This window comes from Niallia sp. FSL W8-0635 (genome assembly GCF_038007965.1).
Lineage (GTDB): Bacteria > Bacillota > Bacilli > Bacillales > Cytobacillaceae > Niallia.
In genome coordinates, this window is sequence record NZ_JBBOYD010000001.1 from 534,698 (window position 1) to 549,998 (window position 15,301).

Sequence of the window (15,301 nt, forward strand, 5' to 3'; positions counted from 1 at the left end):
GTTTTTTTATTGGCAGAGTAGAGTATAGTATGGAAGAGGAATCAATCTGAAGGAGTTGTGAGTATGTCATCAAACCCTAATTTAGATGATTATATGCAAAAGGGCATGTATGGGGCAAAGGAAACGAAGCCAGAGGAACGAAGAAAATTTCTTGGTTCCTTAAGAGAAAGAGTTGTGATTGCATTGAACCAATCTCAAGTAATTGAAGCAACGCCTTATATAGAAATTATCGATGCTATGAAAAAAAATGCTGGCGCGAAATTATATTTAAATGGTCATTTAGACTATTCCTACTTATCGAAGTACATCAAAGAAGCAAATCAAGTAAATATGGAATACACAATCGTAACCAATAAAGATTCGGATAGTGAAATTGGTTTATTGATTGCTTATGATTATGCAATCAATAAAGAAAATATTTATGTGGGAGAACCAAAAACGGAAACAGCAGAAGAGGAATCTTTGAAAGAAGAACAGAAAAAGGGATTGTTTACGACGATTGGGAAATGGTTTAGTAAATAAGGGGAAGCTCAAAAAGAGGAATCTTTTTGAGCTTTTTTTGAAGTAATGGGTGTGGACATGTTTACTTATCCTGAAAAAGGTAAATAAAAAAGAAAGTGCAAAATATTTGTTTTGTGAAATTATATTGTGTACAATGTATTTGTGATAAATAATAAATTATTGGAGGAATTATTCATGAGCGAAACAATTCTTACAACATCCGTTACAGCAACTGGAGGAAGAGAAGGTCGAGTAGAATCAGAAGACTATGTTATTCAATTTGATACAGCAATGCCAGGAACACAAAGAGAAAAGGAATTGGAGGATGCAACAAATCCTGAGCAATTATTTGCAGCTGGATATGCGGCATGCTTTGATGGTGCATTGCAATTAATGGCACAAAGAGAAAAAGTAAAATTTGAATCGGAAACAACAGCAAGTGTTAGCTTATTAAAGGATGAAACAGATCAAGGCTTTAAATTAGGTGTGAAATTATCTGTTAAAGGGACTGGAATTGAAAAGACTGTATTAGAGGAGCTTGTACACAAAGCGCATAATTTCTGCCCTTATTCTAAAGCAACAAGAGGGAATATTGAGGTTCAACTAGAAGTGGTTACAGATTAATTAAGATATAAAAAGAAGAGCAGATGAAAGTATTACAAACTTCCATCTGCTCTTCTTTTTGTTGTTTATCCCATTTTAGATTAGAGCGAATTACGTAAGGTTTTGCAGAAGCTTTAAAAGAGATTGTTTTAATTCATTGACTTCCTCATCTGATTTTCCGAAAAGCTTGGTAACTTCGGTTGGAATACATTCTGCCTTTTGCTGTAGAGAAGCTCCATTTTCCGTTAAGGTAATTAGTACAGAACGCTCATCTTCAAGGGATCGCTTACGTTGAAGTAATCCTTGCTGTTCCATTCTCTTAAGCATTGGTGTTAATGTGCCAGAATCAAGATATAAATAATTTCCCATTTCCTTCACACTAAGACTTCTATGCTCCCAAAGAAGCAAAAGTACTAAGTATTGTGGATAGGTTACATCTAGCTCCTCTAACAATGGCTTATATTTTTTCGTTAATTCTCGAGAACTTGCATATAAAAGAAAACAAAGTTGGTTTTCTAATTTTAAAGAGTCTATTTCATTCATTTTCGTCACCTAGCTTTTTAGTCTTCTAAATATAAACTATTGTATCGGATTTTTATTTAATTTCCTATCTATTTGCCGATAATGGGAAAAATAAAGTAAATTCTGTTCTGCAAATAATGGTTTTGTACAAAAAAGGAAAATTATATGATGCCAGAAAATAAGCTTTAGAAAAAAGGATTTAATAAAAAATTAGCGAAATAAATAAGAAAAGGGAAAAAATGGAGAGAGTGTATGGATATAACAGCATTAAGACCTAAAAAAAGGTCAGCCCTACGTCTTTATTTCGGAAAAAAATATTATACGACCAAGAGATATATGCAATGGATGATAGAAAGAAAGCAATATGCAAAGAAAAAGCAAAAGGCATTACTACCGTATTCCTATTTTACCCATAAAACGATGCTGCTAAGAGAATTAAAAGATGTTGATATGAAGCTTCAGTATAATAAAATTACCAATTTGAAATTGGCAGTTTCCAAAATAAATCAGATAGTGTTGGAACCAGGAGAAACCTTTTCGTATTGGAGAACAATTGGAAAGCCCACATATAAAAAAGGTTACGTTGATGGGATGGTTCTTTTTGCAGGCGGTTATCGGACGGGAGTTGGTGGGGGACTGTGCCAACTGTCTAATCTTATCTACTGGATGACATTACATACTTCATTAACTGTAGTGGAAAGGCATCGCCATAGCTATGATGTTTTTCCTGATTCGAATCGAACTCAGCCATTCGGTAGTGGAGCGACTTGTTCCTACAATTATTTAGATTTACAAATCAAGAATGAAACGGATACACCTTTTCAATTGTGCTTAGAAGTTACGGATACCCATTTAAAAGGGGAATGGCTAGGAACATCACCTAGTTTATTTCGTTATGAGGTGTTTGAAAAGGCGCATCAAATCACACCAGCATATTTTGGAGGTTATATCCGTCATAATCAAATCTATCGGAAAAAGTTTAATAGAAGAGGCGTATTGTTGGAGGAAGAGTATATCACAGAAAATCATGCATTAATGATGTATGAGCCACTTCTTTCTTCGACGGAGAATACACCATAAAAAGAGGGGAATCCCTCTTTTTTCTACTTTAAAGTAGAAATGAACCGAGCGACTGACTAAGACATAATGGTATACTTGTAGAAGAGTGTAAATTTTATTTTTTATGTAAAACAACATTTTTTTAGGAAATAGCCTCCTATTATGATATTCGGTTGCTTTCCTAACGTTTTGTTTGATATTATCAGATTATTGTGTTGTACGTATAATGATGGAGGTGACATATATATGTCAAGAATTACAAAGGAAGAAGTAAAGCATGTTGCGAATCTTGCTAGACTTGCGATATCAGATGAGGAAGCAGGGCATTTTCAAAAGCAGTTAGATGCTATTATTTCTTTTGCAGAGCAATTAAATGAATTAGACACAGAGGGAATCGAACCAACTTCCCATGTATTAGATATGAAAAATGTATTACGTGAAGATATACCAACGAAGGGATTACCTGTTGAGGATGTTTTGCGCAATGCACCAGATCATCAGGATGGACAAATTAAAGTACCATCTATCATAGAGTAAGGAGGGGAAAATACATGAGTCTTTTTGATCAAAAGATGACGGATTTACAAGAATTATTACATAAAAAAGAGATATCTGTTACTGATTTAGTAAAAGAATCGTATAATCGCATAAAAGACGTAGATGAGAAAGTACAAGCATTTTTAACATTAGACGAAGAAAATGCTTTATCACAAGCTAGCGCACTAGATAGCAAGCTTGTAAATGGGGAACATTCCGGAAGCCTATTTGGGATGCCAATTGGTATAAAGGATAATATCGTTACGAAGGATTTAAGAACAACTTGTTCTAGCAAAATCTTAGAGAATTTCCAACCGATTTATAATGCTACTGTTATGGACAAGCTACAAGCAGCTGGGGCTATTACGATTGGAAAGCTAAACATGGATGAGTTTGCTATGGGATCTTCAACAGAAAATTCTTATTACCAAAAAACGAAAAACCCATGGAATCTTGAAACAGTTCCGGGCGGTTCATCAGGTGGTTCTGCCGCATCGGTTGCAGCAGGTGAAGTACTCTTTTCACTTGGATCAGATACTGGTGGTTCTATTCGTCAACCAGCAGCATTCTGTGGGGTTGTCGGCTTAAAACCTACATATGGAAGAATTTCACGATTTGGTCTAGTTGCGTTTGCATCTTCACTGGATCAAATTGGACCAATTACACGTACGGTAGAAGACAATGCTTTCTTGCTTAATGCTATTTCTGGATTAGATCCAATGGATTCTACTTCGGCAAATGTAGAAGTCCCTGATTTTACGAAAGGACTAACTGGCGACATTAAGGGCATGAAAATAGCTGTGCCGAAAGAGTATTTAGCAGAAGGTGTAAATGAAGCAGTACGTCAATCTGTATTAGATGCCTTAAAGGTATTAGAGAAATTGGGCGCAACATGGGAAGAAGTATCCCTGCCACATAGTAAATATGCCCTTGCAACGTATTATTTATTATCTTCTTCAGAAGCATCGGCAAACCTTTCACGTTTTGATGGTGTACGCTATGGCTATCGTGCGGAAGATGTAGAAACATTGATCGATTTATATAAACGTTCTCGTGCAGAAGGATTTGGTGATGAAGTGAAGCGCAGAATTATGCTTGGAACCTTTGCTCTAAGCTCTGGCTACTATGATGCCTATTACAAAAAAGCACAAAAAGTACGTACATTAATCAAAAAGGATTTTGAAGACGTATTTGAAAAGTATGATGTCATTATTGGACCAACTACTCCGACTCCTGCCTTTAAATTAGGGGAAAATGTAGACGATCCATTAACGATGTATGCAAATGATATATTAACGATTCCAGTGAACCTTGCTGGTGTACCAGGTATTTCCGTTCCTTGTGGTTTCTCTAATGGTTTACCGCTTGGTTTACAAATTATCGGAAAACACTTTGATGAAGCATCTGTATATAAAGTGGCTTATTCGTTTGAACAGGCAACGGATTATCATAAACAAAAACCAACGCTGTAAGGGGTGAAAAAAATGGAATTTGAAACAGTCATTGGGCTAGAGGTCCATGTAGAGCTAAAAACACAATCAAAAATATTCTCAGCAAGTCCCAATCACTTTGGTGCTGCGCCGAATACAAATACAACAGTAGTCGATTTAGGCTATCCTGGCGTACTCCCTGTTTTAAATAAAAAGGCAGTAGAATATGGCATGAAGGCATCAATGGCATTAAATTGCGAAATAGCTACTGAAACAAAATTTGACCGTAAAAACTATTTTTATCCAGATAATCCGAAAGCTTATCAAATCTCACAATTCGATAAACCGATTGGAGAACATGGCTGGATTGAAATTGAAGTAGATGGCTATAAGAAAAAAATTGGAATTACCCGTGTGCATTTAGAAGAGGATGCGGGAAAACTAAATCATGAGAAAGGATATTCATTAGTGGACTTCAACCGTCAGGGAACGCCATTAATCGAAATCGTTTCTGAGCCAGATATTCGTACACCAAATGAAGCATATGCTTACTTGGAAAAATTGAAATCCATCGTTCAATATACAGGTGTTTCTGATTGTAAAATGGAAGAAGGATCTTTACGTTGCGATGCCAACATTTCGATTCGTCCAGTAGGGCAAGAGGAATTCGGAACGAAAACAGAGTTGAAAAACTTAAACTCCTTTAACTTTGTCCGTAAAGGCTTAGAGTATGAAGAACAACGCCAAAGAGAGGTTGTTTCTTCAGGTGGTGTCATTAATCAAGAAACACGCCGCTTTGATGAAGCAACCAGTACAACATTGTTAATGCGTGTAAAAGAAGGCTCCGATGATTATCGTTATTTCCCAGAACCGGATTTAACAGATTTATATATCGATGAAGACTGGAAAGCACGAATTCGCGCAGAAATTCCAGAGCTACCAGATGCAAGACAGAAGCGTTATATGGAAGTATGGGGCTTACCAGAGTATGATGCGAAAGTATTAACCGTTACGAAAGAGATGGCTGATTTCTTCGAAGGTACTGTGGCAAACGGAGCAGAACCAAAGCTTGCATCTAACTGGGTAATGGGTGACGTTTCTGCCTATTTAAACGCAGAACAAAAAGAGCTAGCAGAAGTAAAGCTAACACCAGAGAACCTTGCCGGCATGATTAAGCTTATTGGAAACGGAACAATTTCTAGTAAAATTGCAAAGCAAGTTTTTAAAGAGTTAATCGAAAATGGCGGAGATGCTGAAGCAATTGTTAAAGAGAAGGGGTTAGTACAAATTTCCGATGAAGGGGCATTATTGAAAATTATCGGAGAAGTATTGGATAACAACCCGCAATCCATTGAGGACTTTAAAAACGGAAAACAAAAAGCAATTGGTTTCCTTGTTGGTCAATTGATGAAAGCAACAAAAGGACAAGCTAATCCACAAATGGTTAACAAGTTGTTAGTGGAAGAAATGAATAAAAGATAATAAGAGAATTTCTTTTCTTAGCTGCCAGCAAATGTTGAATTACGACTTTGTTGGCAGCTTTTTTTGTTGAGAAAAAGGTAACAGAGAAACGTTCTCTGAGCCCGAGAGCAGTATAATGAGCCGGAAAAGGTAACAGAGGAATCACCGAAGCTCCCACTTAATTAAAAAGAACAAGGGAATGGATGATCCACGCCCTTGTTATAAATGTTTAATTTTTTTCTATAATAATCAATCCAAAGTAGGAACCAACCATCATTTCTATCGAATGTGCACTTCTCAGTAAATCATTTTCTGTAATTTCGACAGTATTTCCCAGGAAAAGTCCATAATCAACATTTACCTAAAAAGCTTGTCCAATAAAGGAGAATCAGCTTATTTTTTTCGGGTTGATTCGATCCTTTTTTATGTTTTTATCGTTTATTTTTGGTTCTTTGCTATGGATAAAATTAATGATATTAGAGCGATGTAAAAAGATTAGTAGAACTAAAAATAATAAAAATAGCCACTCATGCTCGATTGCAGGAGAAAATAGTGCATATAAGAAAATGGTTATCCCAACAGAAATACTACCTAGAAACACATATTTTGTTATAAAAATGACAGCAAAGAAAGCCAAATAGGTAATGAAAAACAGAGCTGGATTGGCAACAAGAAGAGTTCCGGCTGTTGTGGCAATTGCTTTTCCACCACGGAAGCCTGCAAAAATAGGAAAGCAATGACCGATGACTGCTACTAATCCAGTGTATAACGGATTTACATCTACCATAAGTAAGTATGGTAAACATGCGGCTAGCGCTCCTTTTCCAACATCAAGTAGTAAAACGGCAATCCCGGCTTTTTTGCCTAATACGCGAATAGAATTAGTTGCTCCAGGGTTAAAGCTGCCGTGTTTTCGAATGTCGATGCCATAAAAAAACTTACCTATTATTAAGGCAGTTGGAAAAGAACCGATTAAGTAAGAAGCTAGAATAATAATAATCAAGTGCATTTCTCCTTTAACATAATCTTAAGCTTACTAGAATAAAACATGATTTTAGTTCTCTGCTTTTATTCTATGCAGCAATAGGGAGAAGTTTGTTCCCTTCTCCCTATATTATAAATAATAGCTGCTGTTTTTTTTTGATTTTTCTAAGATTAATGTAAATCTTGTTCTTCTACTACCAAATTTTCAACCGTTACAATCACTTCTTCTGTATCTACATAATCTACCGTTAGTTCCATCCCTTTTTCTAGGAAAATACTATAAGGAAAATCATTTGATGAAACTTGGAAAATGGTTTTATTTCCTTCTAGCATGAATTTTACGATTGTACTATTTTCTATTTCTGATTTATACACATAGCTAACAGTTCCAGTTATCGTCTTTTGGTCGGCAATATTGTTAGGAACGGTTTTATCATTTTTTAAGAGGGTCACAAGTGCATATTTATAATCATTAAAAAGCTTTGTTTTTTCTGTATGATAACTATACACCTTTTCATCCTTCGCGTTAATTAACATAATTTCTCTTAATACATGATTGCTATCCATTAATGGGACAACCCATGTGAACTGCCCGTAAATTGTATAAAGTAGAGGAGTCCCCGCTTCATACTTTTGAGCACGAAACGTTTTCTCGGCAACATTGATAGCAGATTTCCCATTTAACGATCCATTTGCTTCGGTGTAGAAAGTAAGTGTACCAGTTCGGGCATTAATCATTGAGTAACCAACCATACTTCCGCTATCTGATTTCGGACGAGTGAAGTCTGTAAACCAATGTAATTGTAAATCTTCGTTAAATACTCCATTAACTTCGTCTACGTTTTCCCAAGTTGTGGGCAATTTCATATCTTCTTTTGCAAAAAGGGTATTCCAGAAACCATGAATATATTTTCCATACCACTCATTCCAATCTTCAGCTACACTTGTAGGAATGACATGGTCAATGAAATCGGGAATATTGTTCATCGCATAGTCTTCAACTTTTCCAGTAGCAGGGTCAATGATATAAATCCCTTTAATATCAACAATCTCTCGGAATTTATTATACTGGCCATAAGGAATAACATAATAAGGTTTATCATTATCATCTGGTTCAAAGCTAGCTTCAAGCAGAATCGTATCTTTATGTTTATTTCTGACTAGCCTTTTTAGATCTTCATTGAAGTATGCAGATGGAACATATTTCATAGATGATTGAACTAAGACAGCATCCTCGTTTTCGTCCTCTGCACTCATTTTAATAAAACCAGGAACATCATTTCCTTTTACCCATTTGAAAAATCCTGTGTATTCAATTGGTGTCACCCAATAAAGATGCTCATCAATTTTTTGTAAAGTAGAATCTCCTAAATCGTAATAGGAAGGATGTGAAATCTCCCCAAGCTTCTTCTCACTACGATAACGCGCATAGCTTTCCGGAACAACGACGATATGCTTTTCATTAGTAGAAACAGCTTCTTTTTCGATAACAGTAGCTTTTTCTTGTACAAAATGATATTTATCTCCCGTTATGGTTAATGGATAAATAAATTGGACGTAGAGACTAAATAAGACAAAGTACAAAAATAGAATTCCTGTTATTTTATATCCCTTTACTTTTCCAAAAAGCAAATCTAAGAATAAGAAGAAAGCAAGATAAATAGCACCGTATTTAAATAAGGCCTGTAAGGTATGATCGATTAGCTGAAAATAATTAAGACAAAATATAATTAGAATCCCCGTAAGCAATCGAATGATTTGAAAGATAAGAAACCTTCGTTTTTTTAGATGGCTTTTCCATATGAATGGATTTAGTGTTAAAGCCAGTAATGCAAATAAATAATGCATACACATTCTCCTTTGATAATTTGCTATAGAATAAATACGAAAGAAATGGTAAAAAGTTTCAATTAATAATGATACTATTACAAAGGAGAGCATTACAAATAAATTTATTATGAAAAATAATAAAAAGACTGTAGGGTAATGACAGTCAGTTTACGTCTATTACTATAGAATGGCTAGGAAAGGGGGGAGAGGCCATTAGTGATCAAGTATTAATTGATAAAGTAAAAGCAGGTAATGATCACGCATTTCGTCTGTTAGTAGAAAAATATCGAGACTATTTGTTTCGTACCATATATAGTGTCTTGAAGGATCAAAAAGAAGCAGAAGATGCGACGCAGGAAGTGTTTATTAAAATCTATACCTCTCTCCCCAAATATGAGAATCAAGGTTTTAAAACATGGATTACAAGAATTGCTGTTAATCATGCCATTGATATGAGAAGAAAAAAACAAAGAAGAAAAGAAGAAATGGCAGAAGAATTGGAATCTCATATAGGAGGCTCTCTTGCCGATGATGTAGAATTAGAAGTGATGAGGCGGGAACGACAAAAGCTTGTCCAACAAAGGCTAGAAGAAGTACCTGCTAATTACAGAGATGTCATTTATGGTTTTTACATCCAAGAAAAAAGCTATCAAGAAATGGCATCTGAACAAAATGTTCAAGTGAAAACGATTGAAACGAAGTTGTATCGAGCGAGAATCTGGATCAAAACGCATTGGAAGGAGGAAGACTTTTTATGACAACTCATTATTCTATAGACCATTGGATGAAGTATGTGAAAGATGAATTAAATGATACAGAAAGAGTCCTGCTTGAAAATCATTTGTATACATGCGATCAATGCTTAGAATTATATATAGAAGCAGTAGACAAGCAAGAGGAGACACTTCCTTCGATTTCAGATGAAGCAGCTTTTATGAATGATATTATGAAGAAAATATCTAATGAAAATATGGTGATAGAAAAAGTGACAGAAAAGAAACGACCTTTTTATCAATCATCCATATTCCATTATGCAATTGCCGCAAGTCTTACATTGATCCTAATGTCGGCAGGATTTTTTCAATCGATAATTAAACATACAGATACGATCCAAAAAGCGGAAATATCCGTAAAACAACAGTCAAAAACAGATGGATTAGTGGATAAAACATTTGCCTGGATGGATTCATTCGATGGTAGTAAAAAGGAGGATTTTAAGAAATGAAAAACCCGATTGTCGCAACAATCTTAGCATTTTTTCCAGGTGGAGGTCTTTTCTATATTGGAAAAAAGCTACGAGGCTTTTTATATGGGCTGGCTGTATTTGGACTAGCATTTATGTCCATTATTATTCATAGTTCATGGTATTACGGCGAGTGGACATTTATTGTAATTGTTATAGGTTTCATTATCTATTGTATTAGTTTTTTCGATACATTAATTACGACCAGTAGCTATTTAAAGGAGCGGGTGAATTTTGCCAGTAATACAGAAGCTGGAGAGGTGGCTCCTGTATTAGTAAAAACAACCGAGTCTGAGCGATTTTATACAATTGTATTATCCTTTATTCCTGGGTTAGGTCATATCCAGTTAGGTTTAGTATACCGAGGAATAACACTATTAACAGCTTTTCTCGGTTTAGGTATCATGATTCTATTTATTACCTTTCTAACATATACGAATGAATTTCTATTATTCTTGGCAATTTTGCCAGTTATTTGGATTTATGGTTTTTATGATGTTTCCCAGCAGTTTAATAAAAAACTTAAGGGAGAAACGCTTGAGGATATTACAATCTTTCAGGATTTTGAAAAGAATAGAGAAGAGGGAAAGAAAAGTAAATTTATTGCGACCTTCTTATCTGTGTTCCCAGGTGCAGGGCATTTATATTTAGGATTGCAGCAAAGAGGAATTCAGCTAATGGCTGCCTTCTTGTTCTCTATCTTTATTCTAAATGAATTACGATTAGGTCTTTTCCTATTTGTTATCCCTATTATTTGGTTCTATAGTTTCTTTGACGGATTACAAAAGGCGTCAAAAATAGGGGAAGAAGAGGTAGAGGATGTTCCTGTTATTGCGTATCTAATTAACTATCAGAAATGGTTTGGAATTGGTCTACTCGTAATTGGCTTATATTATTTAATGATTAATATTATCTTACCAATATTTTCGCCTATCATTAGAGACATAATAGACATTGATTTACGTTTCTTCTTTTATCAATATTTCCAGACAGGGATTGTTTGCCTTGTCCTTATTCTAGGTGGGATTCATCTGTTAAAAGGAACGAAAAAGAAAAAAATATAATAAGTCTCGGGGAAATAGAAAGAGAGATTATACAAGTGGCTTTTGGATATTCTCCTATCAAAAAAGCCACTTGTTACATAAGGAGAGAGAAAAGAATGAGACAATGGCGAGTTGGTACTTTTTCGATGGGATTATCTTTAGTATTTCTAGGAGTGTTTTTATTACTTACAGAATTTTTCGACTGGGAAATTGTGACCGTATTAAAAGTTTGGTGGCCAATTATTTTAGTTATTCTTGGAATGGAGATTCTTTTATATTTGTTTTCTGCAAAGCAAGAGAAGCCCTATTTAAGCTTTGATTTATTCAGTATCATTATTGTTGGAATAATTGGTACAGCAGGAATATCGATGGTCTTCCTCCAATCCTCTGGAATTATGGATATTCTAGAACAAGGCTTAAAAAGAGAAGAAGTGACAAAAGATTTGCCGGAATTTAATTATGTAATGAAGGATAATATTAAAAGAATTGTAATTGAATCGGAAAGTCAGCAAAATCCGATTACAATCGAAGGAACAAATGATGGTACCCTTTCTTTATTCGGAACCTATCGTACCGTTCAATCGGAGCAAGTAAATGTTTCTAAACCTGAAGACTATCTTTATGTATCTCAAAAGGGAGATACTTTATTTATTCGCTTAAAGCAGCTACCTTATCGCATGTCTGAATTTTATACCGATTATTCTTCTTTACATACAACGATACTTGTGCCGACGAATAAGAAGTTAGATATTATTGATATGAATAATGATATTACGTTAAATCCTCGTGATTTAAAAAGTAATTGGACCGTAAATAATGTTCCTCAAATTGATTTAATATTAGATGAAACAACAAATGTTAAAGTTTCCGTCAATGATACGATCATTAATAATCGCGATCGAGAGGAATGGGAATATTCAAGTACAGAGGATGCAAATGCGGAAAGCGAAACAACAGCCATTCTCCAAAAGGGAAAAGGCGGTTCTGCAATACATGTCTTTGATAGTGGTTCATTAGATTTAACCAATCATTAATAAATGGAAACTTCCATTAATGGGTGCATATTACCCTTAATCTAGATAAAAAAAGGATAGATTAGACTCAAAGGTAAGTATTCCTGAGGAGAATCATCCTTTTTTTAATCGGTGATTTTTTGCAAATATTATCGATAGGTGTCTCATTCCTTGTCAGATTCCCTCTAAAGAAAGAGAATTTTTTTACACGATGTCGAAAAAAAGTTAATCAAACGTTTGATTAATACAAAATATCCTGCAATAGAGGAAAGGAAAGTATGGTGAACTAATAGATTGGGTTATAATGTGGGAAGAAACGCTAAATAGGGACACTTCTCTATAAGGTGTCACATACCATGGTAGTAACTAGAGTTAAACATTGCCTTAAGTAAGTAGTATCGTATATGATGTTAGTGGTTATGGAAAAAAATGAATTTTGATTATAGGATGATGAAAAAATGAAAAGGGCTAGGATAATATATAACCCTACTTCAGGTCGGGAAGCTTTTAAAAGACATTTGCCAGAGGTGCTAAAAAGATTAGAAGAGGCAGGGTATGAAACTTCTTGTCATGCTACCATTGGTCCGGAGGATGCAACATATGCAGCCAGAGTTGCAGTAGAAAGACGATTTGATCTTGTTATTGCTGCTGGCGGAGATGGAACCATCAATGAAGTAGTAAATGGGATGGCTGAACAAGAATATCGCCCAAAATTGGGGATAATTCCTGTAGGAACAACAAATGATTTCGCAAGAGCATTGCATATTCCAAGAGATGTTATGGGAGCGGTAGAAGTAATCACTAAGGGCGATACAATCCCAATTGATATTGGAAGAATGAATGATAAATATTTCATTAATATCAGTGGTGGCGGACATTTAACAGAAATCTCTTATGAGGTCCCAAGTAAACTGAAGACCATGTTAGGTCAACTGGCTTACTATTTAAAAGGTGTGGAAATGCTGCCATTCATTAAAGCAACACATGTGAAAATCGAATATGATGGCAAGCTATTTGAAGGCGAAGCTATGTTGTTTCTAGTAGGACTAACTAATTCAGTTGGTGGCTTTGAAAAGTTAGCTCCAGGAGCCTCTATTAATGATGGTCTCTTCTCATTGCTTATCTTAAAAAAAGCAAACCTAGCAGATTTTATAAGAATTGCTACGTTGGCGATTCGTGGAGAACATATAAATGATCCGAATGTCATTTATACGAATGCGAATCACATTAAGGTTAGCTCAGATGAGAAGGTACAATTAAATCTAGATGGAGAATTTGGCGGCTTATTACCAGCTGAATTTATTAATTTATACCGCCACTTCGAGTTATTCGTTCCAATTGAAGAAATTCGAGATGAAGATCGACCAGATATCAAGGATTATAAAGAAGCGGTACAAACAAACAATAATGAGGAGTGAGAGGAATAAGAAATCCCCTCACTTTTTGTTTTGATTGGCCCTATATTTTCCACAATGAAGAGACTTGCGCTTTCCTGATAATATGTTACAATTACCACGCTTATTTTTTTCGGAAATATCGATGTAAAGGAAGACGATAATGAGTAAAACATTACCCGTTCAAAAGAACGATATAATAGATATAGTTTTTGAAGATTTAACACATGATGGTTCAGGGGTTGCAAAGATAGAAGGTTATCCACTATTTATCCCCAATGGACTGCCAGGTGAAAAAGCAACCGTAAAAGTAATCAAGACAAATAAGAATTATGGTTTCGGCCGTTTAATGGAGATAAAAGAAAGAAGTCCTTATCGGGTAGAAGCACCATGCCTTATTTACAAGGAATGTGGTGGCTGTCAATTACAGCATTTAAGCTATGAAGGACAATTGAAAACGAAGCATAAGCATGTGAAGGATGTCCTTGAGCGGATTGGGAAAATCAATACGATTGTGCATCCAACACTGGGCATGGAAGATCCTTGGCGTTACCGCAATAAATCACAAGTTCCAATTGGAGAGCAAGAAGGCGGACTTATTGGTGGATTTTATCAACAACGTTCCCACCAAATCATAAATATGGAACAATGCTTGATACAACAAGAGGAAAATGATTATGTCGTAAATACGGTAAAAGATATTTGTTCGAAATATGGGGTACGTGCCTATGACGAAGCTCGCCATAAAGGAGATCTGCGTCATATTATGGTAAGAAGAGGGATGGTTACGAAGGAAGTGATGGTTGTATTAATCACTCGTACACAGGATATCCCCAATCGAAATGCAATTGTTGATGAAATTGTTCAAAAAGTGCCAAATATCAAATCAATTATCCACAATGTGAATAACAAAAAAACGAATGTGATAATGGGAGATAGAACGAAGGTGCTTTGGGGAGAAGAAACCATTACTGATTATATTGGCGATGTGAAATTCGCTATTTCTGCCCGTTCTTTTTACCAGGTGAATCCAGAGCAAACAAAGGTGCTTTATGAGAAAGCATTGGAGTATGCTGATTTGAATGGGGAAGAGAAAGTAATAGATGCTTACTGTGGAATTGGGACAATCTCATTATTTTTAGCAAAAAAAGCAAGACAAGTATTCGGTGTCGAAATTGTTCCACAAGCAATTGAAGATGCTAGAAACAATGCACGCTTAAATGATATCCACAATGTGGAATTCGCAGTAGGGGAAGCGGAAGTAGTTATCCCCAACTGGTATAAAGAAGGCAATGAAGCAGATGTTTTAGTAGTAGATCCACCAAGAAAAGGCTGTGATGAAGCATTATTACAGACCATTCTTGATATGAAGCCGAAAAAAGTTGTCTATGTGTCCTGTAACCCAGCAACTCTAGCTCGAGATCTTCGTATATTGGAAGACGGAGGCTATAAGACGGAAGAAGTGCAGCCTGTGGATATGTTTCCACAGACGATGCATGTGGAGGCAGTGGCTAGGTTATCGTTGGTATAAATCAATATCAATCCGGGTTTGTTTCAATACGAATCCGGTCTTTTTTTGGCAATTTTCAATCTATAATAAATTTGAATTAGAAAAATTCTTTTTACGTTCTAATGAAAGTAAAATAACAGTAACTCAGATTGGTTTTATAACTAATGCCTT

At 35.4% G+C, this 15,301-nt stretch carries 15 protein-coding genes; 12 read left to right on the forward strand and 3 right to left on the reverse strand.

Annotated elements, in window-relative coordinates; translation table 11 throughout:
• Positions 1 to 63: 63 nt before the first annotated feature.
• Entirely contained in the window at positions 64 to 522 is a 459-nt protein-coding gene (locus NYE52_RS02710; RefSeq protein ID WP_341191648.1) for a YueI family protein, read from the forward strand.
• A gap of 174 nt (positions 523 to 696) precedes the next feature.
• Complete coding sequence (locus tag NYE52_RS02715; RefSeq protein ID WP_341191649.1) at positions 697 to 1,125, forward strand: organic hydroperoxide resistance protein; 429 nt, start codon at positions 697 to 699, stop codon at positions 1,123 to 1,125.
• 90 nt (positions 1,126 to 1,215) lie between these two features.
• Here NYE52_RS02715 and NYE52_RS02720 read toward each other — a convergent pair whose 3' ends face one another.
• Positions 1,216 to 1,647, reverse strand: coding sequence for a MarR family winged helix-turn-helix transcriptional regulator (locus NYE52_RS02720; protein ID WP_341191650.1), 432 nt, complete (start codon positions 1,645 to 1,647; stop codon positions 1,216 to 1,218).
• Between the two features lie 231 nt (positions 1,648 to 1,878).
• On the opposite strand from NYE52_RS02720, the gene NYE52_RS02725 reads away from it, so the two are divergent.
• From NYE52_RS02725 to gatB, 4 genes are all read left to right on the forward strand, one after another.
• A complete protein-coding gene (locus NYE52_RS02725) occupies positions 1,879 to 2,706 on the forward strand; it encodes a VanW family protein (RefSeq protein WP_341191651.1) in 828 nt (275 codons plus the stop codon).
• A gap of 225 nt (positions 2,707 to 2,931) precedes the next feature.
• Positions 2,932 to 3,222 carry an Asp-tRNA(Asn)/Glu-tRNA(Gln) amidotransferase subunit GatC gene (gene gatC, locus NYE52_RS02730; protein ID WP_341191652.1) on the forward strand — a complete coding sequence of 97 codons (291 nt, stop codon included), beginning with the start codon at positions 2,932 to 2,934 and terminating at the stop codon, positions 3,220 to 3,222.
• Between the two features lie 14 nt (positions 3,223 to 3,236).
• Positions 3,237 to 4,694, forward strand: a complete 1,458-nt coding sequence (gatA, locus tag NYE52_RS02735; RefSeq protein ID WP_341191653.1) for an Asp-tRNA(Asn)/Glu-tRNA(Gln) amidotransferase subunit GatA — start codon at positions 3,237 to 3,239, stop codon at positions 4,692 to 4,694.
• Between the two features lie 12 nt (positions 4,695 to 4,706).
• Positions 4,707 to 6,134: an Asp-tRNA(Asn)/Glu-tRNA(Gln) amidotransferase subunit GatB gene (gene gatB, locus NYE52_RS02740; protein ID WP_341191654.1), complete on the forward strand. Its 1,428-nt coding sequence runs from the start codon at positions 4,707 to 4,709 to the stop codon at positions 6,132 to 6,134.
• Positions 6,135 to 6,501: 367 nt separating this feature from the next.
• Here gatB and plsY read toward each other — a convergent pair whose 3' ends face one another.
• Positions 6,502 to 7,122: a glycerol-3-phosphate 1-O-acyltransferase PlsY gene (gene plsY / locus NYE52_RS02745; RefSeq protein ID WP_341191655.1), complete on the reverse strand. Its 621-nt coding sequence runs from the start codon at positions 7,120 to 7,122 to the stop codon at positions 6,502 to 6,504.
• A 146-nt stretch (positions 7,123 to 7,268) separates the two neighbouring features.
• Positions 7,269 to 8,945 (reverse strand): hypothetical protein, encoded by a 1,677-nt coding sequence (locus NYE52_RS02750; RefSeq protein ID WP_341191656.1) that lies wholly within the window; start codon positions 8,943 to 8,945, stop codon positions 7,269 to 7,271.
• A 164-nt stretch (positions 8,946 to 9,109) separates the two neighbouring features.
• Here NYE52_RS02750 and NYE52_RS02755 point away from each other — a divergent pair, with 164 nt between their 5' ends.
• The 6 genes from NYE52_RS02755 to rlmD all read left to right on the forward strand — a co-directional run bounded on the left by NYE52_RS02755 (position 9,110) and on the right by rlmD (position 15,151).
• Positions 9,110 to 9,685: an RNA polymerase sigma factor gene (locus NYE52_RS02755; RefSeq protein WP_445669133.1), complete on the forward strand. Its 576-nt coding sequence runs from the start codon at positions 9,110 to 9,112 to the stop codon at positions 9,683 to 9,685.
• Positions 9,682 to 10,152 carry a hypothetical protein gene (locus NYE52_RS02760; protein ID WP_341191657.1) on the forward strand — a complete coding sequence of 157 codons (471 nt, stop codon included), beginning with the start codon at positions 9,682 to 9,684 and terminating at the stop codon, positions 10,150 to 10,152. Before NYE52_RS02755 ends, NYE52_RS02760 begins: the two co-directional genes overlap by 4 nt.
• Positions 10,149 to 11,234: a hypothetical protein gene (locus NYE52_RS02765; RefSeq protein WP_341191658.1), complete on the forward strand. Its 1,086-nt coding sequence runs from the start codon at positions 10,149 to 10,151 to the stop codon at positions 11,232 to 11,234. The genes NYE52_RS02760 and NYE52_RS02765 overlap by 4 nt, the downstream gene beginning before the upstream one ends.
• Before the next feature lie 95 nt (positions 11,235 to 11,329).
• Positions 11,330 to 12,247 carry a hypothetical protein gene (locus NYE52_RS02770; protein WP_341191659.1) on the forward strand — a complete coding sequence of 306 codons (918 nt, stop codon included), beginning with the start codon at positions 11,330 to 11,332 and terminating at the stop codon, positions 12,245 to 12,247.
• A 437-nt stretch (positions 12,248 to 12,684) separates the two neighbouring features.
• Complete coding sequence (locus tag NYE52_RS02775; RefSeq protein WP_341191660.1) at positions 12,685 to 13,644, forward strand: diacylglycerol kinase; 960 nt, start codon at positions 12,685 to 12,687, stop codon at positions 13,642 to 13,644.
• A gap of 139 nt (positions 13,645 to 13,783) precedes the next feature.
• Complete coding sequence (gene rlmD / locus NYE52_RS02780; protein ID WP_341191661.1) at positions 13,784 to 15,151, forward strand: 23S rRNA (uracil(1939)-C(5))-methyltransferase RlmD; 1,368 nt, start codon at positions 13,784 to 13,786, stop codon at positions 15,149 to 15,151.
• The last annotated feature ends 150 nt before the right edge of the window (positions 15,152 to 15,301 follow it).

Coding starts and splice junctions, on each gene's coding strand:
- NYE52_RS02775 (WP_341191660.1), top strand. CDS start 12,685: ATGAAAAGGGCTAGGATAATATATAACCCTACTTCAGGTCGGGAAGCT.
- NYE52_RS02725 (WP_341191651.1), top strand. CDS start 1,879: ATGGATATAACAGCATTAAGACCTAAAAAAAGGTCAGCCCTACGTCTT.
- NYE52_RS02765 (WP_341191658.1), top strand. CDS start 10,149: ATGAAAAACCCGATTGTCGCAACAATCTTAGCATTTTTTCCAGGTGGA.
- NYE52_RS02760 (WP_341191657.1), top strand. CDS start 9,682: ATGACAACTCATTATTCTATAGACCATTGGATGAAGTATGTGAAAGAT.
- gatA (WP_341191653.1), top strand. CDS start 3,237: ATGAGTCTTTTTGATCAAAAGATGACGGATTTACAAGAATTATTACAT.
- NYE52_RS02770 (WP_341191659.1), top strand. CDS start 11,330: ATGAGACAATGGCGAGTTGGTACTTTTTCGATGGGATTATCTTTAGTA.
- gatC (WP_341191652.1), top strand. CDS start 2,932: ATGTCAAGAATTACAAAGGAAGAAGTAAAGCATGTTGCGAATCTTGCT.
- NYE52_RS02720 (WP_341191650.1), bottom strand. CDS start 1,647: ATGAATGAAATAGACTCTTTAAAATTAGAAAACCAACTTTGTTTTCTT.
- rlmD (WP_341191661.1), top strand. CDS start 13,784: ATGAGTAAAACATTACCCGTTCAAAAGAACGATATAATAGATATAGTT.
- plsY (WP_341191655.1), bottom strand. CDS start 7,122: ATGCACTTGATTATTATTATTCTAGCTTCTTACTTAATCGGTTCTTTT.
- NYE52_RS02710 (WP_341191648.1), top strand. CDS start 64: ATGTCATCAAACCCTAATTTAGATGATTATATGCAAAAGGGCATGTAT.
- NYE52_RS02715 (WP_341191649.1), top strand. CDS start 697: ATGAGCGAAACAATTCTTACAACATCCGTTACAGCAACTGGAGGAAGA.
- NYE52_RS02750 (WP_341191656.1), bottom strand. CDS start 8,945: ATGCATTATTTATTTGCATTACTGGCTTTAACACTAAATCCATTCATA.
- gatB (WP_341191654.1), top strand. CDS start 4,707: ATGGAATTTGAAACAGTCATTGGGCTAGAGGTCCATGTAGAGCTAAAA.